Annotated in this window: 15 protein-coding genes; 5 read left to right on the forward strand and 10 right to left on the reverse strand. The window is 45.1% G+C overall.

The window, feature by feature from the left end; translation table 11 throughout:
• Together menD and L0991_09025 are read right to left on the reverse strand one after the other, a co-directional pair.
• On the reverse strand, nt 1–1725 hold the full coding sequence (menD, locus tag L0991_09020; protein ID XGB61580.1) for a 2-succinyl-5-enolpyruvyl-6-hydroxy-3-cyclohexene-1-carboxylic-acid synthase: 1725 nt from the start codon (nt 1723–1725) through the stop codon (nt 1–3).
• Nucleotides 1722–3029, reverse strand: a complete 1308-nt coding sequence (locus L0991_09025) for an isochorismate synthase MenF (protein XGB63877.1) — start codon at nt 3027–3029, stop codon at nt 1722–1724. Before L0991_09025 ends, menD begins: the two co-directional genes overlap by 4 nt.
• A gap of 291 nt (nt 3030–3320) precedes the next feature.
• Between L0991_09025 and L0991_09030 the strand changes: the two genes are divergently transcribed.
• The 3 genes from L0991_09030 (at nt 3321) to L0991_09040 (ending at nt 6708) form a co-directional block, all read left to right on the forward strand.
• Nucleotides 3321–4553 carry a pyridoxal phosphate-dependent aminotransferase gene (locus L0991_09030; GenBank protein ID XGB61581.1) on the forward strand — a complete coding sequence of 411 codons (1233 nt, stop codon included), beginning with the start codon at nt 3321–3323 and terminating at the stop codon, nt 4551–4553.
• Nucleotides 4554–4724: 171 nt separating this feature from the next.
• Nucleotides 4725–5309, forward strand: coding sequence for a 5'-deoxynucleotidase (gene yfbR / locus L0991_09035; protein ID XGB61582.1), 585 nt, complete (start codon nt 4725–4727; stop codon nt 5307–5309).
• Between the two features lie 55 nt (nt 5310–5364).
• A complete protein-coding gene (locus tag L0991_09040; GenBank protein XGB61583.1) occupies nt 5365–6708 on the forward strand; it encodes a deoxyguanosinetriphosphate triphosphohydrolase family protein in 1344 nt (447 codons plus the stop codon).
• 50 nt (nt 6709–6758) lie between these two features.
• Here L0991_09040 and L0991_09045 read toward each other — a convergent pair whose 3' ends face one another.
• Nucleotides 6759–7358 (reverse strand): DTW domain-containing protein, encoded by a 600-nt coding sequence (locus tag L0991_09045; protein XGB61584.1) that lies wholly within the window; start codon nt 7356–7358, stop codon nt 6759–6761.
• 9 nt (nt 7359–7367) lie between these two features.
• On the opposite strand from L0991_09045, the gene rrtA reads away from it, so the two are divergent.
• A complete protein-coding gene (gene rrtA / locus L0991_09050; protein ID XGB61585.1) occupies nt 7368–7910 on the forward strand; it encodes a rhombosortase in 543 nt (180 codons plus the stop codon).
• Here rrtA and L0991_09055 read toward each other — a convergent pair.
• From L0991_09055 to tig, 7 genes are all read right to left on the reverse strand, one after another.
• Complete coding sequence (locus L0991_09055) at nt 7907–8206, reverse strand: helix-hairpin-helix domain-containing protein (GenBank protein XGB61586.1); 300 nt, start codon at nt 8204–8206, stop codon at nt 7907–7909. The genes rrtA and L0991_09055 overlap by 4 nt on opposite strands.
• Nucleotides 8207–8385: 179 nt before the next feature.
• On the reverse strand, nt 8386–10251 hold the full coding sequence (gene ppiD / locus L0991_09060) for a peptidylprolyl isomerase (protein ID XGB61587.1): 1866 nt from the start codon (nt 10249–10251) through the stop codon (nt 8386–8388).
• A 220-nt stretch (nt 10252–10471) separates the two neighbouring features.
• Nucleotides 10472–10744: an HU family DNA-binding protein gene (locus L0991_09065; protein ID XGB61588.1), complete on the reverse strand. Its 273-nt coding sequence runs from the start codon at nt 10742–10744 to the stop codon at nt 10472–10474.
• Between the two features lie 190 nt (nt 10745–10934).
• The gene (gene lon / locus L0991_09070) at nt 10935–13286 is read right to left on the reverse strand and encodes an endopeptidase La (GenBank protein XGB61589.1); all 2352 of its coding nucleotides are present in this window, start codon (nt 13284–13286) and stop codon (nt 10935–10937) included.
• A gap of 132 nt (nt 13287–13418) precedes the next feature.
• Complete coding sequence (gene clpX / locus L0991_09075) at nt 13419–14699, reverse strand: ATP-dependent protease ATP-binding subunit ClpX (protein XGB61590.1); 1281 nt, start codon at nt 14697–14699, stop codon at nt 13419–13421.
• An 82-nt stretch (nt 14700–14781) separates the two neighbouring features.
• Nucleotides 14782–15408 carry an ATP-dependent Clp endopeptidase proteolytic subunit ClpP gene (gene clpP / locus L0991_09080; GenBank protein XGB61591.1) on the reverse strand — a complete coding sequence of 209 codons (627 nt, stop codon included), beginning with the start codon at nt 15406–15408 and terminating at the stop codon, nt 14782–14784.
• A 105-nt stretch (nt 15409–15513) separates the two neighbouring features.
• Complete coding sequence (tig, locus tag L0991_09085) at nt 15514–16812, reverse strand: trigger factor (protein XGB61592.1); 1299 nt, start codon at nt 16810–16812, stop codon at nt 15514–15516.
• 663 nt (nt 16813–17475) lie between these two features.
• Here tig and L0991_09090 point away from each other — a divergent pair.
• Nucleotides 17476–19272 carry an ATP-binding protein gene (locus tag L0991_09090; GenBank protein XGB61593.1) on the forward strand — a complete coding sequence of 599 codons (1797 nt, stop codon included), beginning with the start codon at nt 17476–17478 and terminating at the stop codon, nt 19270–19272.
• The last annotated feature ends 35 nt before the right edge of the window (nt 19273–19307 follow it).

A 19307-nucleotide genomic window follows, 5' to 3' on the forward strand; every position in this document is an offset into this window, starting at 1 on the left:
TTAGGCTAATGCCTCGGTGAGCATTGAGCTGAATTGCTTCAGCAAAGTAGACGCTTGTTCGGGAGGCGTCTTAACTTCCACGAGCAAAGTACCTTGACCTTGTTCGAAATGTTTTTCGATGAGCGTTTGGTAACAGTTAAGGGTTTCAGGGGCAGCATAATCGAGCTTGAATTGTGCAGCGGCATGCTCAAAGCTGAAACCATGAGGCATCTGATAAAGTGACTGTTTTTGTTGCTCAGGTACCGGCAACAAATCAAAAATCGCTCCACCATCGTTATTGGTAACCACAATAACCATTGGCGTTGTGTTGTGAGTGAGTAGCGCTAGCGAGTTGAGGTCGTACAGCAAAGAGGTATCGCCAATCAACATCATCAAAGGGTTTCGATTAGCTTTCACCACGCCCGCAGCTGTCGCCACCAAGCCATCAATGCCCGAGGCACCACGGTTGCTGTATACTTGACTCGCAGATATTGATGACAACATATCCACCAGCCTTACCATCAAGCTATTTCCCACAAATAACTCTCTGCCTTTAAGTCTAGACGACAAGTCAACGGCAACGCTCAGCTCTGTAAGTTGATCATTATTAGAGATTTGCGCCAATGCCAATTGTTGAACGGTGTTCGCGACTTCCGCCAACGGTGCCGCCCAGCCAGCATGTTCTCCCAACAGTGTCGGTAGGTGTTGCTCTGATAACCAATGCTCGATATCAATGACGATGTGAGTTTGAGGCAGATGATCTTGATTAATACGATGTGCATCGGGTGAGACAACGATGTACTGCGATGAACAAAATGAAGCGACTTGCCTTTTTACCCATTGGTTAAGACGCTTAGATACGATGCGCTCACCAAACTGGATAATAAAATCACACTGACTAAGCTGCGCTTTGGCTGCGTCACTTTGCATCCACAGATCATAGTGTTTCCAATCACTGCTGACACCCGATTGAGGGTCACAGAATACCGGCCAGCCCAAAGCTGTCGCAAACTGCTTGGCTTTAACTGCAGCTTCATTCTCGATAGAACCAATAATCACTGCGCCTTTACGAGCGACATAATCACTTGCTGAAACAGGCTGAGCGTTTAAATGACTGGGTAAATAAGTGTTGGAGTAAAGGCTGTTTGAAGCTCTCCAAGCTGCCACGCTCTTTGTATAATCCGCATACATCTCGGCGCTATTAGCGGAATAAAGAGGTTCTGGGAACGGGCAGTTGATGTGAATAGCCCCACCGACGCTGCGCTGTTTCTCCAGTGCGTTATCAACCGATGTCAAAAGCCAATTCAAAGAAACTTGTGTCGTTGGGCTTGGAAGGTTTAATGCCGTTTCAACGTGGGACGAAAAGATACCCTGTTGCTGAATCGCTTGGTTAGCACCACAGTCGACTAAATCAATTGGTCGATCAGAGGTCAGCAAGATTAGCTTTTCACGCGTTAATCCAGATTCAGCGGTCGCTGGTAGAAGGTTAGCTACAGCAGTACCGGACGTAACAATCACCGCAACTGGCTTGTTGCTCGCCTTAGCTAAGCCTAAAGCAAGGAAGCCAAGTCCGCGCTCATCAAAGTGCGTATGTAAGGTTAGCTTAGAGTTAGCTTCGGCTTCGAGTGTTAATGGTGTTGAACGAGAGCCTGGCGCGATGCAAACATGTTCAACACCGCTGCGGACAAGCTCTTCAAGTAATGTGTTACACCAAACTCTGTTTAATACAGCTTGGTCGTGACTCATGATGCCACACCCAATGGTGGATGATCAGAAATCAGGCTAAGCAAGGTCGACATCTTCTTATTCAGTTCTTGCCACTCATGCTCTGCTACCGATCCAGGTACGATCCCCGCACCTGCAAACAGCTGTACTTGATCGTTTACAATTAATGCACTTCGAATCGCCACACAGAATTCCGCTCGTTGGTGACTGATGTAACCGACAGAGCCAGCATACCAGCCTCTAGCAAACGGTTCGTGTTCAAGAATGAAGTCCATTGCTTCTTTACGCGGTAGTCCTGCGACTGCTGCTGTAGGTTGTAAAGCGGCAAGCAACTGAACGCCATTAACGCCGTTATTAAGCTGCGCGTGAATATTGCGTTTTAGGTGTTGTACCTTGCGCAAACGAACCAGGCGCGCTTCTTTCTCTACGTGCACGGATTGCGAATGAGGCGTGAGACGCTCAATGATATCGTCGACCACATATTGGTTCTCATTGAGGTTTTTAGTGTCTTGAGAAAGCCAATTGGCTAGCTCCATATCCTCGGTCGCGTTCTCGCCACGACCAATAGTCCCAGCCAGTGCCTCTGTATCGAGCTCAGTGCCATGTCGGCTATATAGGCGCTCAGGCGTCGAGCCAATAAAGCTGTGTTTCGAATCCAATACCAGCATAAAGTGGAAGCTGTGATGATTTTGCAGATAGCTCGCTTTAAGGAGTTGAGCGGCACAAATAGGCGCATCAAGCCTTAGCGTCGTTTTACGCGCCAAAACCACCTTCTTATATTCTTCGTCACTGATGCCTTTGAGTACTTTCTCAACCAAACCGCCCCACTGTTCTCTTTCTGGAACGTGGTTAATCTGTTCAATATGCGCAGACAAGGGAGCCAGTATCGCAGCATCAACAGACAGCTTATTCAGAGCATTAATAGACGCAACGCGATCAGGTGATAAGTTAACGGCCAGCGACCAAGTATCGTCAAAGCGGATCAATTCTATCTGAGGAAGAAAGAAAAAAGACTCCATGCAACGGCGATTTTTTTCAGTGTGACCGTCAAATGAACGTCCACCCCAGATTCGTTGGTCTTCACCAAGAATCGCATACGCGGGTGCTGGATCTGAAAATGTGTGTAACTGACCAAGTGCAACCACCTCTTCACGAGTGTCGCGTGACTGCCAGTAAAACTTAGGAAAAAGTGGTTGAGCATGAAGCCATTCGATAAATGCAAACGATGGTTTTTGCGTGAGAACTTCAACACAACGAACTTCGCTTGCTTGGGCATTTTGTACTCGCTCAATCAAAGCAGAGATAGTTTGCTGGAAATGTGACAAATCGACCTCGTTCACATCTAAATTCTTATTATATTAGTTTGATACTTTATGGGTAGCACCCACTTAGATCAAGAATGTCCGATATCTTTTCAACATTCCTGTGACTTTAAGCGAGCCCCTCTATCATTTTAGACAATAACCATAAAAGCGATGAATTAAAACTTAGAAAAGGGTGACAACAAAAGGACCAAACGTAACACTGAAATGCGACATTCATCAGATTTTTATTCTATCAAACGCCATTTTGCGGTACTTTAATAAAGTATTTAAATTAATTTCAGGAAATCGGCAATGCAAAATATCGGGATGTCGTCAAAACTCAACAGCGTATGCTACGAAATCAGGGGGCCTGTACTCAAACATGCTAAGCGCATGGAAGAAGAAGGGCATAAAATACTAAAGCTTAATATTGGTAACCCCGCCCCATTTGGTTTTGACGCCCCTGATGAAATCCTTGTTGACGTAATCCGTAACCTGCCGACATCTCAAGGTTACTGCGACTCAAAAGGCATCTATTCAGCCCGTAAAGCGGTTGTTCAACACTACCAGAAAAAAGGCCTACGCAATCTTGACGTAGAAGACGTTTACATTGGTAACGGTGCTTCAGAGCTTATCGTTATGTCTATGCAAGCGCTACTGGATAATGGTGATGAAATCTTAGTTCCCGCTCCAGACTACCCACTATGGACAGCGTCAGTGGCACTTTCTGGTGGTACTCCGGTTCACTACATGTGTGATGAAGATGCAGACTGGTACCCAGATCTGGATGACATGCGCGCAAAGATCTCACCGAAGACTCGCGGCATCGTTCTTATCAACCCGAACAACCCTACAGGTGCGGTTTACAGCCGTGATTTCCTACTGCAAGTTGTCGAGATTGCACGTGAACACGGCCTAATCATCTTCGCTGATGAGATTTACGACAAAGTCCTTTACGACGGTGCTGTACATACTTCTGTGGCAACGCTTGCTGAAGACGTACTGATGGTAACGTTCAACGGCCTATCTAAAGCTTACCGTGTTTGTGGTTTCCGTGGTGGTTGGATGTTCCTAACGGGCCCTAAACATTTAGCCAAAGGTTATGTTGAAGGTTTAGAAATGCTTGCCTCTATGCGTTTGTGTGCCAACGTACCAATGCAGCACGCAATCCAAACGGCATTGGGTGGCTATCAGAGTATCAATGAACTGATCCTGCCTGGCGGCCGCCTACTTGAGCAGCGTGACCGAGCATGGGAACTGATTAACAAGATCCCTGGTGTTTCTTGTGTGAAGCCAAAGGGCGCGATGTACCTGTTCCCGAAAATCGATACCGAGATGTACAACATCAAAGACGATCAGAAATTCGTACTCGATTTCCTAAAGCAAGAAAAAGTACTGTTAGTACAAGGTACGGGCTTCAACTGGCCTAAGCCTGACCACTTCCGTATTGTGACTCTGCCACACATTGAAGACCTTGAAGTCGCAATTGGTCGTCTAGAGCGCTTCTTGCAGACTTACAATCAAGACGACCTTATCGAAGGTTAATCAGCACAAAGAGAGATGGCTACAATTTGCTGTTTTAAAAGACTTTAACTTGTATTCATTCACTTCTATGCTTAAAAGGCTCCAGTTTAGGAGCCTTTTTTGTATCCGCTGTCTCGTGCAGTTTGTAACAAACAAAACGTACGAGTGGAGCACTCTCTAGATAGGACACTTATGAAACAGAGCCATTTCTTCGCCCACCTCGCACGTATGAAGCTTATCCAGCGCTGGCCTCTGATGCGCTCCGTCTCAAGCGAGAATATTTCAGAACATAGCCTACAGGTCGCATTCGTTGCCCATGCCTTGGCACTTATCAAAAACAAAAAGTTTGATGGCAAACTCAATCCAGAACACATTGCCCTAATCGGGATGTACCATGACACCAGTGAAGTACTGACTGGTGATTTGCCTACTCCAGTCAAATACTTCAACCCTGATATCGCCCAAGAGTATAAGAAGATAGAAGCCGCTGCAGAACAAAGGCTGCTTTCGATGCTGCCAGAAGAGTTTCAAGACGACTTCGCCCCCTTCTTAATCTCTGGCACCGCCAGTAAAGAAGAGCAAAACATCGTAAAACAAGCCGACACTATCTGTGCGTATCTCAAATGTTTAGAAGAGCTCAGTGCGGGCAACCATGAGTATGAACAAGCCAAACGTCGGCTAGAAGAGACTCTCGAACAGCGCAAAAGTCCTGAAATGGACTACTTTCTCACCACCTTTGCCCCAAGCTTTGAATTATCACTAGACGAGATAAGCTAGCTGGGTATAAGTTGCTTGTAATTAGTTAAATAAAATCAATTTGATAGGTGATATTTTGAATTCTCAACTCGAACCTTCTTTTGTACTCGAACAAGAGTGGCAACATCGAAATGACGATGAACACAAAATAAGACGTGATGATCACCGCAGCCCTTATCAACGCGACCGAGCACGCGTGCTTCATTCTGCCGCTTTCCGTCGACTACAAGCAAAAACTCAAGTGCACGGTACCACGGTTAATGACTTTCACCGCACGCGCTTAACCCACTCGCTAGAAGCAGCACAGCTTGGCACTGGTATTGTTGCGCAGCTCAAGAAAAAACAACCTGAGTTTCGAGACCTACTGCCTTCCGATAGCCTAATTGATTCTTTATGCCTGGCTCACGACATCGGCCACCCACCTTATGGACATGGTGGTGAAGTCGCACTCAACTACATGATGCGTGAACACGGTGGCTTTGAAGGCAATGCCCAAACGTTTCGTATTGTCACGCAGCTAGAACCTTATACTGAACATCACGGAATGAACCTGTCTCGACGCACGCTATTAGGGCTAATCAAATACCCTTCGCTACTCAGTGAGGTTGAGGCAAAAGAGCAACCAGAGCCAGTTAAACATCAACGACAGCTCCGTGCCAAAGATTGGATGCCTGCGAAAGGTATCTACGACCATGACGAAGCACTCTTCAACTGGGTACTTGAGCCGCTTTCTGCTAACGATCAACAACTTCTCAAACAGAAGAGAAAATCACACACAGAGCCACTTGAACATAACAAGACCAAGTACAAGTCACTCGACTGTTCCATCATGGAGCTTGCGGACGACATCGCCTACGGTGTACATGACTTGGAAGATGCGATCGTGCTGGGTTCAGTGACTAAAGCGCAGTGGGTTGAATCGGCTTATCCGCAGTTAAAAGAGATGGCTGATCCGTGGATCTGTGAGCACCTAGACTCCATTACAGAAATGTTGTTCTCTGGCGAGCAGTACCGCCGAAAAGATGCCATTGGTGGGATTGTAAACGCGCTGCTGACGAGTATCTCGATTAAGCCCGTTGATGAAAGTTTTGAGAACGCACTGCTTGCCTACAATGCCGTATTGGAGCCAAGCATGGATGCTACCCTCGATAAGCTGAAACACTTCGTCAGCGAATTCGTGATTCAAGTGCCGCAGGTTCAAGTTATTGAGTACAAAGGTCAGCAGATCATCATGGATATGTTTGAAGCCTTCAGCGCCGATCCTGAACGCCTGTTGCCACTTCCGATTAAGAAACAGTGGCTACAACATCAAGACGAATCAAGAAAGATGCGCGTGATCGCCGATTACATCTCATCAATGACCGATGACCTTGCTCAGAAGATGCACCAACAGCTGTTTTCAGCACATACCGAGTTCTAGACTTACTTGCGCTACTTGGACTCAGCACATTCAGACAAGTATTGGTGAGATTACGCTAAGTAGTTTTTCTCAAATACGCCCGGCGGCATTTGATTGATTTGAAACTGAATCATTTGGTCAAATGCCGTTAGCAGTGGACTGAAATCTCGGTCACCTTCTAATAAGTTCAGCAAATGGTACCCAGCTTCTACCGTCGACAAACTATTTTCGCTTGGCGCTTTACGGATTCGGTAATTGCCTTTGAGATCTTTTGGTAGATGGACGGTACTTAGCGCATGCAAATTGCTAGACACTCGCCACATCTTGAATGCCTTCTTCCAAGTTCCATCCAACAGAATCACACGCAGCTTTTTATTAGGGCGTGCTACAGACTCGACAGACACAGAATGTTCACTCGGGTACAAAATCACGTGCTGATATTGCTCATCAGCCAACATCGCATTCAGTTGCTCATTGTCTGAAAAATCCTCACCGACGATCGTTACGCTGTTTTTTAAAGATAACGAGAGAATACGCGCGGTTCCCATCGGACGATGCTCTTCTGATGGGTGCTGAAGAATGATAAGCTCAACGTTCGATTCTAGTGGTGTAACCCACTGACAAATACAAGCTTTCAAAGCCTTGCTGCATTGGGGGCAATAACGAGACATGGATGTAATGTGTACCCTGTTTTAATTTTCACTTCACTTTTATGCGTCATATTCCAACTAGAGCCAGTGCAAGCTTGGGTCGTTTGGGATAAAAGTGCGATTGTCGATGGACAATGGTGGCGGATCCTAACAGGAAACTTTTCACATACCAACTACTCACACCTGCTAATGAATCTAGCAGGCCTGTGGATCATCAGCTACCTATTTCAACCGACACGAAAACAACTTATCTCTGCGTTAGCTTTAATCAGCTTAGTCACAGGATTGGCTCTGTTACTTTCAAGTATTCAGATTTATGTAGGCTTGTCGGGAACACTGCACGGATTGTTTGGTTTATTCGCTCTCAGAGAGGCGTTAAACGGCAGGAAATCGAGTTGGCTGTTGGTCTTAGGATTAGTCGCTAAAATCGCTTGGGAGCAGCTTATTGGTCCTTCTAGCACAACTGGTGAACTGATTAACGCGAGAGTGGCCATTGAAGCCCACCTAGCAGGTGCACTGGCAGGCGGGTCCATGGCTATTGTTTCATTTTTCATGAGTAAAAAAGCGAACTAAAGCAGGATCCTTTCGCGATTCTTTTCAACCGTAGCCTCACCAATCCCTTTCACACTCACCAAGTCGTCAGCACTAGCAAACGCGCCGTGCTCAGTTCTGTAGTCGACAATATCTTTAGCCTTCTTGTCACCTACACCTACCAGTAACGCTGATAGTTCCTCTGCGGTCGCGGTATTAATGTTTACTGTAATCTCAATACCTTCGTAGAGTTCAGCCTTGGTTGGGCTGTCTGCAAATGCGGCAGGGCTTAAGAAAATCAAAAATGAAAGAAGTAGTGTTGAATATAAGGTGCGCATAATCCATTCCTTTATGAAAAAAGGTAACTTATGCATTTGCAGCAAGAGATAACATGATCGCCAGATAAAAATAAAGCGGGCCACCTAAGTGACCCGCTTTGTTATACATCTTATTTTCATCAGCTTGCTTGTTGGCTCACAAATCTGTTTTGGAGTTCAACTAGCGAGATAATTGATGATTATTGACCTTGGCCTACAACGTAGTATTCAACGTCTGCGTTTTTGCGTAGTACGTTTAATACGTTAGTCAGATCTTGCTGATTACCAACACGCTCTAACTGAGCACCGATTTGAGTGCTGTATGCAGGGTTAATTTCAGCCGTTACTTTAGACAGCTCTACAACAACGATGTTGCCGTTTTGGTCTTTAGATTGGCCGAATACCACTTTGCCTTCTTCTGGCTTCGCTAGAGCGAACACAGACGCAGCTAGTGGAGAGTTACGGTCAATTGTCTCAAGCTCAGTGAACTCAAGGTTGTTTTCAGCTAGTACTGCTTCGTTACCAGCTTTAAGGTCGTTAACTAGAGAAACACCTAGCTCAACAGCTTGCTCTTCCGCTTTAACAGCTGATAGCGCAGCTACAACTTGATCTTGTACTTCTTCAAGAGGAAGAACTGTCTCATCACGAGTCTCTTCAACACGTACAACGATTACGTGCTCAGGAGCGACTTCGATAACTTCAGAGTTTAGGCCATCTTCTTTCACTTCAGGGCTCAAGATAGCTTGCATTACTGCAGGCGTCTTCAACACTTCAGGTGCATCTACTTGAGAGATGAAATCTGTTGTTGTGATCTTAGCGTTGATAGCTTCTGCAGAATCATCTAGTGAGTCAGGGAATTCAAACGCTACTTTTTCTAGCTCAGTTTGCATTTCGTAGAACTGGTCTACTGCGTGTTGGTCTAGAAGTTCTTGTTTAATCTCCGCTGCTACTTCTGCGTATGGCTGAGATTCAGGCGCTTTTAGTTCGTCTAGCTTGATGATGTGGTAGCCGAAGTCAGACTTAACCAAACCAGTAGTATCACCAACGTTCTGAAGTGCGAAAGCTGCCTCTTCGAATGCTGGGTCCATAACATCACGTTCGATCCAACCTAGGTCACCGCCAACGTCTGCACTACCGAAGTCGTCAGATTTCTCTTCCGCTAGCGTAGCAAAATCAGCGCCTGCGTTTAGCTCGTCTAGGATTGCTTGCGCTTTCGCTTCGTCGTCGCCTTCAACAAGGATATGACTAACTTTACGTTGCTCTGCCGTTGAGTACTTATCTAAGTGCTCTTGGTAGTATTTTTGTGCTTCTTCGTCGCTTACTTCAAGCTGAGACTTAAGTGCTTCAGCAGAAAGTTCAATGTAAGACACTTTAGCTTGCTCTGGACGAGTGTACGCTAGAGGGTTTTCAGTGTAGTACTGTTCGATTTGCTCGTCAGTTAGCTCAACGTTTTTCGCAAGGTCAGCAACAGAAAGGGTTACTGTACGAATATCACGAGTTTGTGCAATCAGCTTGCTTTGTGTGTCGATTTCGCCTTGAAGAACAAACTCACTGCCTTGAAGTGCAGTTACAAGCTGATTACGCATTAGGTCACGACGCATGTATTCAGCGAAGCTTTCTGCGCTGAAACCTGCACGACGTAGTGCTGCTTGGTAAACTTCTTGGTCGAATTGACCAGCAGTTTGGAACTGAGGCATTTCTAGAATCATTGTACGGATTTGAGAATCACTGATTCGCAGGCCTAGAGACTCTGCTTGCTGCTCAAGTAGAACGTCGTTGATCATGCGATCAAGTACTGATTTACGGAAAGACTCTACGTATGCAGGGTCTGCAAGCATTTGAGCAAAGTAATCGCCAAGCTGAGATTGCATGCGATTACGTTCGTTTTGGTAAGCTTGTTCGAACTCACCACGACCGATTTCTGTATTGCCAACTTTAGCTGCTGCGTTGTTACCGCCACCGGTGATGTAGCTGCCTACACCTGCGAATACGAATGACAGGATAATCAACCCAAGGATAATTTTTACCGCGATGCTATTCACGCCTTCGCGTAATCGATCCATCATAATTTAAGTGCTCTCCGGATATGAAGCATTGGCTTCAAAATAAAAATCTATTCACGCGATATTATCAGAAAAAGAAATGCGCATCAGTAGGATGCGCATAATTTAAATTAGTTCAATGTGCTTCGCACATATACTGTTTAAGAATGAAACATCATTTTTCAAACAGTAAACGCATTTTACTGCCTTCCCCTCTTTCAAATAGAGGTTTCAGCAGTAGAAATTAGTTACATGCGTCTTTAAGTGCTTTACCCGCTTTAAAGCCAGGTACTTTAGCTTCTGCGATTTGGATCTCTTCACCAGTTTTTGGGTTACGACCTGTACGAGCTGCACGAGTACGAACACTGAAAGTACCGAAGCCAACAAGTGCAACTTGATCGCCTGATTGTAGTGTTGTACCAACTGCTTCGATGAATGCGTCTAGAGCGCGGCCAGCTGAAGCTTTAGAGATGTCTGCGTTTTCTGCGATTGATTCTACTAGTTGTGTTTTATTCACTGTTTTTCCCCTATGTGTCATCTGTGACTACTTCTCGATGACTGTACGTTCCATTTTGGTTTTAATTTAGCCGCAAGCCTTATTGCAAAAGGGCTGCCGCTTTGATCAATAACTTAGCGTCCAAAAAAAACGCTGACAAGCCTTTTCGGGCCTATCAGCGTAATTCTTTACTTATTTTTGCTATGCATCACTATTTTTTCACGTCAAACTCGACCCCTGATGGATCTCGTTCTAGCGCGACTTTCAGTACTTCATCAATCCACTGAACCGGGATCACCTTCAAGTCAGCGATTACGTTGTCTGGAATCTCTTCCAAATCACGCTCGTTGTCTTTCGGAATCAGTACTGTTTTGATGCCACCACGGTGCGCAGCAAGCAGTTTTTCTTTCAAGCCACCAATAGGTAGAACTTCACCACGCAGGGTAATTTCACCTGTCATACCTACCTCAGCTTTCACAGGGTTACCCGTTAAGCTAGAGACAAGTGCAGTACACATCGCGATACCCGCACTTGGGCCATCTTTCGGTGTTGCACCTTCTGGTACGTGAACGTGAATATCGCGTTTCTCGTAGAAATCTGAGTTGATACCCAGTTTTTCAGCACGAGAACGAACCACGGTCATCGCAGCTTGAATCGACTCTTTCATCACATCGCCAAGAGAACCGGTTTGCGTCAGCTTACCTTTACCTGGCATTGCTTCGGTTTCGATAGTTAGCAGATCGCCACCAACTTGAGTCCACGCTAGGCCTGTTACCTGACCAATACGGTTGCTCTCATCCGCTTTACCGAAGTCATGACGTTGAACGCCTAAGTACTCTTTCAGGTTATCCATGTTAACCGTTACAGACTTAAGGTCGCTGTCTAGCAGGATGTTCTTCACTGCTTTACGGCAGATCTTAGAGATTTCACGCTCTAGGCTACGTACACCCGCTTCACGCGTGTAGTAACGGATAATGCCGATGATTGCAGAGTCTTCAATCTCAATTTCGTAAGGCTTAAGACCATTGCGCTTAACTTGTTTGTCTAGCAAGTGGCTCTTAGCAATATTCAGCTTTTCATCTTCTGTGTAACCAGACAGACGGATCACTTCCATACGGTCCAGTAGCGGGCCAGGAATGTCCATCGAGTTAGAAGTCGCAACGAACATAACGTCTGACAGATCGTAATCTACTTCTAGGTAGTGATCGTTAAACGCGTTGTTTTGCTCTGGATCGAGTACCTCTAGTAGTGCTGAAGATGGGTCGCCACGCATATCAGAAGACATCTTGTCGATTTCATCTAATAGGAACAGTGGATTCTTAACACCAACTTTAGACATCTTCTGGATTAATTTACCCGGAAGAGAACCGATGTAGGTACGACGGTGACCACGAATCTCAGCTTCATCACGAACGCCACCTAGTGCCATACGTGTGTACTTACGACCTGTAGCAGCTGCGATAGAGCGACCCAGTGATGTTTTACCCACACCTGGAGGACCAACAAGGCAAAGGATTGGACCTTTCAGCTTATTGATGCGGTTCTGTACCGCCAAGTACTCAAGAATACGTTCTTTAACACGCTCTAGACCGTAGTGGTCTTCGTTTAAGATCTCTTCCGCTTTCGCTAGATTCTTCTTAACTTTTGAGCGCTTAGCCCAAGGAACGCCAACCATCCAATCGATGTAACTACGTACTACTGTTGCTTCAGCAGACATTGGCGACATCATTTTCAGTTTTTGCAGTTCTTGCTCGGTTTTTTCACGAGCTTCTTGAGGCATTTTTGACTCTTCGATCTTCTTCTTCAGAGTCTCAAATTCGTCTGGAGCGTCGTCCATCTCGCCAAGTTCTTTCTGAATCGCTTTCATTTGCTCATTCAGGTAGTACTCACGCTGAGATTTTTCCATCTGCTTCTTAACACGGCCACGGATGCGTTTTTCAACCTGCAGGATATCAATTTCTGATTCCATTTGGCCCATCAGGAACTCTAGACGCTCAGTCACATCTAGAATCTCTAGTACGTGCTGTTTGTCTACCAGTTTAAGTGGCATGTGTGCTGCGATGGTATCTGCAAGACGAGCAGCTTCATCAATCCCATTCAGAGAGGTTAGAACCTCTGGCGGGATCTTTTTGTTTAGCTTAATAAAGCCTTCGAATTGATTGATCGCGCTGCGAACAACCACTTCTTGTTCTTTTTCGTCAAGTTCTGAGGTAACAACGTATTCGGCATCCGCTAGGAAAAATTCACTCTCTTTGAACTCGTGAATTTTTGCACGTTGCTGACCTTCAACAAGTACTTTAACCGTACCATCAGGGAGCTTAAGTAACTGAAGAATGGTAGCGACGGTACCTACTTTAAATAGGTCGTCAATTGAAGGCTCATCAGTGTCCGCTTCTTTCTGCGCAACAAGTAGTACTTGTTTGTTAGCTTCCATTGCCGACTCTAGGCAAGTAATCGATTTTTCACGACCAACAAACAATGGAATAACCATGTGTGGGTAAACCACTACATCACGTAGAGGTAGCACGGGGATTTCGATACGCTCGGAACGTTCCAAGTTCATATATTTCTCTCTTCCGCTTTAACTTATAAAGCAGTATATGGGGCTTAAACGACTGGATTCAATGGAAGAATAAAAAAAAGGAGGTAATTGCTTACCTCCTTTTTCAATTTGAGCGACTTGTCTAAAAAAGACCTACTCAGCAACAGCTGCTTGATTGTCTGAGTTGCTGTAAATCAACAGTGGCTCTGACTCACCATTGATTACCGACTCATCAATCACAACTTTGCTTACATCAGTTGAAGATGGCAGTTCGTACATCGTTTCTAGTAGAACACCCTCCAAGATAGAACGTAGACCACGAGCACCCGTTTTACGGCTCATCGCTTTCTTAGCAATCGCACGTAACGCGTCTTCGCGGAATTCTAGTTCTGTATCCTCTAGCTCAAATAATGCTGCGTACTGTTTAGTCAGTGCATTCTTCGGCTCACAAAGGATTTGGATTAGCGCTTCTTCATCAAGCTCTGTCAGTGTTGTCGTAACAGGTAGACGACCAATGAATTCTGGGATTAAACCGTACTTCACTAGATCTTCAGGTTCTACTTGAGTGAACAGTTCACCAATAGTTTTAGTTTCGTCTTTTGAACGCACTTCAGCGCCAAAGCCGATACCTGAACCTGTTTCTACACGCTGTTCAATCACTTTATCTAGGCCGGCAAATGCACCACCACAGATAAATAGAATCTTAGACGTGTCCACTTGCAAGAACTCTTGCTGTGGATGCTTACGACCACCTTGTGGTGGAACAGAAGCAACTGTACCTTCAACAAGTTTTAGTAGAGCTTGCTGCACACCTTCACCAGACACGTCACGCGTGATTGATGGGTTTTCAGCTTTACGAGAAATCTTGTCGATTTCATCGATGTAAACAATGCCGCGTTCCGCTTTCGCTACGTCGTAATCACACTTCTGAAGCAACTTCTGGATGATGTTTTCAACATCTTCACCCACGTAACCCGCTTCGGTTAGCGTAGTTGCGTCTGCCATTGTGAAAGGAACGTCTAGGAAACGAGCCAGTGTTTCAGCCAGTAGCGTTTTACCACTACCGGTAGGACCGATAAGAAGGATGTTACTCTTACCTAGTTCTACGCCTTCAGCTGTCGTATCACCATTACGTAAACGCTTGTAGTGGTTATATACTGCAACTGCTAGCACTTTTTTCGCGTATTCTTGACCGATTACATAGTCATCAAGGTGCTCACGAATCTCACGCGGCGTTGGCAGCGATTCAGATTCTTTCTTAGGAAGAACATCTTTGATTTCTTCACGAATAATGTCGTTACAAAGATCGACACATTCATCACAAATGTAAACAGAAGGACCTGCGATTAACTTGCGAACTTCGTGCTGGCTTTTGCCACAGAAAGAGCAGTAAAGCAGTTTACCGCTACCACCCTCTTTGCTTTTATCTGTCATTCGCTAACCTCTTAGCCTTTACTCTCTATGGTTTGAGTGTATATCAATTTGCATCACTTTGCGTCAAACAATTGCCCTGCAATTATTGACCGCGGTGATTAAGAACTGAATCCACTAAACCGTATTCTACTGCTTGATCAGCAGACATGAAATTGTCACGATCTGTATCACGCTCAACAACTTCTAGAGGCTGACCAGTGTGTTCTGCCAATAGCTTGTTTAGCTTCTGTTTGATCGTTAAGATCTCTTGCGCGTGAATCTGAATATCAGACGCTTGGCCTTGGAAGCCGCCAAGTGGCTGGTGAATCATTACGCGTGAGTTTGGAAGCACGTGACGCTTACCTGGAGTACCACCCGCTAGTAAGAATGCACCCATAGAACAAGCTTGACCCATACATACTGTGCTCACGTTTGGCTTGATGAACTGCATTGTGTCGTAGATTGACATACCAGCTGTTACGCTGCCGCCCGGCGAGTTGATGTAAAGGTAGATATCTTTGTCTGGGTTTTCAGATTCCAAGAAAAGCAGTTGAGCCACGACAAGATTTGCCATGTGGTCTTCCACTTGACCTGTTAAGAAAATGATTCGTTCTTTTAATAGACGAGAATAAATATCGTAAGAACGTTCACCACGGGAAGTCTGTTCAACCACCATAGGAACTAGTGCGTCCATAATCGATGGCATTGTATTTTTTTCTTGGTAGCTCATATTCTTATGTCCCTAAAATAAATGGCCCGAATGATAAAATCATACGGACCATTGTTAGCAGAATTGTTGACCGTACGTCAACCTTCTACGTCAGATATTACTATATTAAGCAGGTTGCTGATTCATTAGCTCGTTGAAGCTAACTTCTTTATCAGAAACTTGAGCTTTAGCGATGATTGCATCAATAGCTTGCTCTTCTAGAGCAACGTTGCGCATGTTGTTCATCATTTGCTCGTTTTGCTCGTAGTAAGCAATAACTTCAGATGGATCTTCGTATGCTGTAGCCATCTCTTCGATGATAGCTTTAACTTTCTCGTCGTCAGCTTTTAGCTCTTCAGTCTTGATTACTTCACCAAGTAGAAGACCTACAACTACGCGACGTTTAGCTTGCTCTTCGAACAGCTCACGTGGAAGTTGGTCAGCAGCTTCAGTGTTGCCACCGAAACGTTGAGCAGCTTGTTGACGTAGAACACCGATCTCTTGATCGATTAGAGCAGAAGGTACGTCGATGTTGTTTTCGTTAACTAGACCGTCGATAGCTTGCTCTTTGATGCGGTTCTTAACAGCTTGCTTAAGCTCACGCTCCATGTTCTTACGAACTTCAGCTTTAAGACCTTCAACGCCGTCAGTTGCGCCGAACTTAGCAACGAATTCTTCGTTTAGTTCTGGAAGTTCACGAGCTTCAACTTTGTTTACTTTGATTGCAAACTTAGCTGCTTTACCTTTTAGGTTTTCAGCGTGGTAATCTTCTGGGAAGTTTACGTCGATTTCGAATTCCATACCTGCTGTTTTACCAACGATACCGTCTTCAAAACCAGGGATCATGCGACCAGCGCCCATCTCTAGTGGGAAGTTCTCAGCTTTACCGCCTTCGAACTCTTCACCGTCGATAGAACCAACGAAGTCGATAGTTGTACGAGAACCAGCGTCAGCTGCAGTGTCAACTTCAGTCCAAGTTGCTTGTTGCTTACGTAGAGTTTCGATCATCTCTTCAACGTCTGCGTCTTTAACTTCTACTGCTGGCTTCTCAACAGTGATGTTTTCTAGACCTTTCAGCTCAACTTCTGGGTAAACTTCAAAAGTTGCGTTGAATACTAGGTCAGCGCCTTCGTTGTTTTCAACTGGTGCGAAAGTTGGTGCGCCAGCTGGGTTGATTTTCTCTTTAACGATCGCTTCGATGAAGTGACGTTGCATTACTTCGCCCATCACGTCTTGACGTACTGCTTTGCCGTACATTTTAGCAACCATCTTCATTGGCACTTTGCCTTTACGGAAACCATCGAAACGACGGTTTTTCGCGATGTTGCGTAGTTCAGCTGTAACTGCATCTTCGATGTTAGCAGCAGGAACAGTAATATTAAGACGGCGCTCTAGGCCTTCTAGCGTTTCAACAGTAACTTGCATTATATAAACCTCAAAACTGGCTCAGTAATCTGAGCATATGAGCCGTAACTTAGCTTTAATTCAAAAGCCGGCGTTGTTGGCTGCATCCTTGTGTAGTGCTCTATCCGAACACCTAATTTAAAATCGAGCATTGATGTTTGAATTGATCATTCAACCAAACACCAGACTAATCAGCGATATCTTCATCTTCACATACTTGTTAAGAGCTCAGTTTTCACTCGCTATTAAAAAGCAGCGAAGCTTGTTTTCGGAAACAAGAAAGGTATCTCCGATTAGCCTCAGGACAGAAATTTTAGACGCGACATTCTAGCGATCTGTTTAATCTCTGTCGAGCCGTTCACCTCTGCTTGATGATGAATGCTCTAAATTCGTCCAACTAAATGATACAAAAACGTTCAGAACATCACTTAGCACAACAGAAATGGGGACAATAGCGACTTTTTCAAGGGAATCGAGGGCTTTTTTTGCTAAAAACCTTAAAAAGAGATCTTGCTCTTGTTTTACCCCTCAGAGTCGATAACTTTTTCAACAATCTCCGTTACAAAGCCTTAACCTAATTCCATCTGCTGGCTCTCTATTTTCAGCAAAAACTACCGCTAATTGCTGTGATGAATGAGAGAAAGCAGGCTTTATATTGTCGCCCCGATTTAGCGGAGAACCAGCATGTTTCAAGCTTCGAGAATTCGTATTCTATTATTGATCGCCTACAGCGTCTTGATGATCCTTGGTGGTCACTGGGTATGGAATACGAGCCATCAAAGTTTGTTAAATGATCACCAATCTAACTTAGACCGCTTTTCCGTCCACATTGCCAGCCAATTGGATAAGTTCGCTCATATCCCTGAGCTGCTTTCGAAGGATAAAGAGCTGATTGATGCCCTACACTCGCCAAGCAACACTGCTCAAATAGAACTCACCAATCGTTATCTAGAGCACGTCAACACTGTGATTCAGGCGTCTGACACCTATTTATTGGATAGCATCGGTACCACTATCGCAGCCAGTAACTGGGACCTAAAACATTCTTTTGTTGGGCGTAACTTTGCCTTTCGCCCTTATTACCAACAAGCCATTCAAGGGCATGAAAAGCAGTACTTTGCTTTAGGTTCGACGTCAGGAAAGAGAGGCTACTATTACTCTTATCCGGTCTCTTATGCTGCTGAAATCATTGGCGTAATTGTGGTAAAAATGGATTTATCTTCGATAGAAGCAAGCTGGCAGGGTAAACAGAGTTTTTTTGTCGCGGATGATAAAGATCAGATTATCTTTATGTCGAGCAACCCTGAATGGCTATTCAAAAGTCTTCAGCCTCTCGATAATGCACAACAGGCTCGCATCCGCGAGAACCAGCAATATCTCGATACCCAGATTGAAAGCCTTCATTTCTCTGGCGATCTAGAGGGAGCGACCAGCAGCATTCGTTCATCTCATCCTTTAGTTAGAGAAAAGTTTTTTACCTCTTCACGCTTTCTGCCTGACCCTGGATTAACGGTCAGGGTCTTCTCTCCCACACACTTGGTTTGGTGGGATTTGGTCGCCTACATGGTGGTATTGAGCTTAGTATTTGCGATCATTTATCTGGTCATCCAGCTTAACCTCCATCGCCAACACCGACGCGCTCAGATAGACCGACTACAGTCTGAAGCTAACCAAAAGCTAGAGTTTCAAGTACTCGAAAGAACCTCAGAGTTGCATGGAGAGATCAAGCAACGTATCGAGACCGAGCGAGTATTGAGACACACCCAAGACGAGCTCATTCAAGCAGCCAAGCTAGCAGTATTAGGTCAGATGTCAGCCAGTATTAGCCATGAGTTGAACAACCCTCTCGCGGCCATTCGCAGCTACGCCGACAATGGGCGACTGTTTCTGGCTAAAGAGAAAATCGATCGAGTCGATGACAACTTGTCGCGGATATCTGCACTCACCGATCGCATGGCGAAAATCAGCCACCAGCTTCGTTCATTTGCTAAAAAGTCGACCGCCGAAGAGCTGCACACCTTACAAATACTTCCTGTTCTTCACTCTTCTAAAGAGCTGATGAAGCCACAATTCAAAAGCGAGCGAGTTAATCTTAATGAGCTACCTGAAACTTTTGATGCCTGTGTACTCGCTAACGCTATTCAACTGGAGCAGGTGATTATCAACTTGCTCACCAATGCAGTTCAGGCAATGGAAAGCCAAGACGATAAGCAATTAGCCATATTGTTAGAACTCAAAGAAACGGATGAGGTTAAAGTTAGCACGCTACTGATTCACATTGATGACAACGGGCCTGGCTTTACGTCTTCATCAAGCGGTAACTTTTTCGAGCCTTTCCACACGACAAAGAAGAACGGACTTGGATTAGGTTTATCGATATCTCAGCAAATCATCAGTGGGATTAACGGCAAGCTCACGACAGGAACCAGTCCACAAGGTGGTGCTCGATTTAGCATAGAGTTACCCGTTATTGAGCAATAGTAAGAGCAAGAACTGCAAAGACAAAAGAATAAGCA

The sequence above is a fragment of the Vibrio chagasii genome (assembly GCA_041879415.1).
Classification (GTDB): Bacteria; Pseudomonadota; Gammaproteobacteria; order Enterobacterales; family Vibrionaceae; genus Vibrio.

What these genes read in the sequence shown, in the direction of transcription:
- ppiD (XGB61587.1), bottom strand. Translation starts at nt 10,251, where the DNA reads ATGATGGATCGATTACGCGAAGGCGTGAATAGCATCGCGGTAAAAATT.
- tig (XGB61592.1), bottom strand. Translation starts at nt 16,812, where the DNA reads ATGCAAGTTACTGTTGAAACGCTAGAAGGCCTAGAGCGCCGTCTTAAT.
- lon (XGB61589.1), bottom strand. Translation starts at nt 13,286, where the DNA reads ATGAACTTGGAACGTTCCGAGCGTATCGAAATCCCCGTGCTACCTCTA.
- L0991_09045 (XGB61584.1), bottom strand. Translation starts at nt 7,358, where the DNA reads ATGTCTCGTTATTGCCCCCAATGCAGCAAGGCTTTGAAAGCTTGTATT.
- menD (XGB61580.1), bottom strand. Translation starts at nt 1,725, where the DNA reads ATGAGTCACGACCAAGCTGTATTAAACAGAGTTTGGTGTAACACATTA.
- clpX (XGB61590.1), bottom strand. Translation starts at nt 14,699, where the DNA reads ATGACAGATAAAAGCAAAGAGGGTGGTAGCGGTAAACTGCTTTACTGC.
- L0991_09055 (XGB61586.1), bottom strand. Translation starts at nt 8,206, where the DNA reads ATGCGCACCTTATATTCAACACTACTTCTTTCATTTTTGATTTTCTTA.
- clpP (XGB61591.1), bottom strand. Translation starts at nt 15,408, where the DNA reads ATGAGCTACCAAGAAAAAAATACAATGCCATCGATTATGGACGCACTA.
- L0991_09090 (XGB61593.1), top strand. Translation starts at nt 17,476, where the DNA reads ATGTTTCAAGCTTCGAGAATTCGTATTCTATTATTGATCGCCTACAGC.
- yfbR (XGB61582.1), top strand. Translation starts at nt 4,725, where the DNA reads ATGAAACAGAGCCATTTCTTCGCCCACCTCGCACGTATGAAGCTTATC.
- L0991_09030 (XGB61581.1), top strand. Translation starts at nt 3,321, where the DNA reads ATGCAAAATATCGGGATGTCGTCAAAACTCAACAGCGTATGCTACGAA.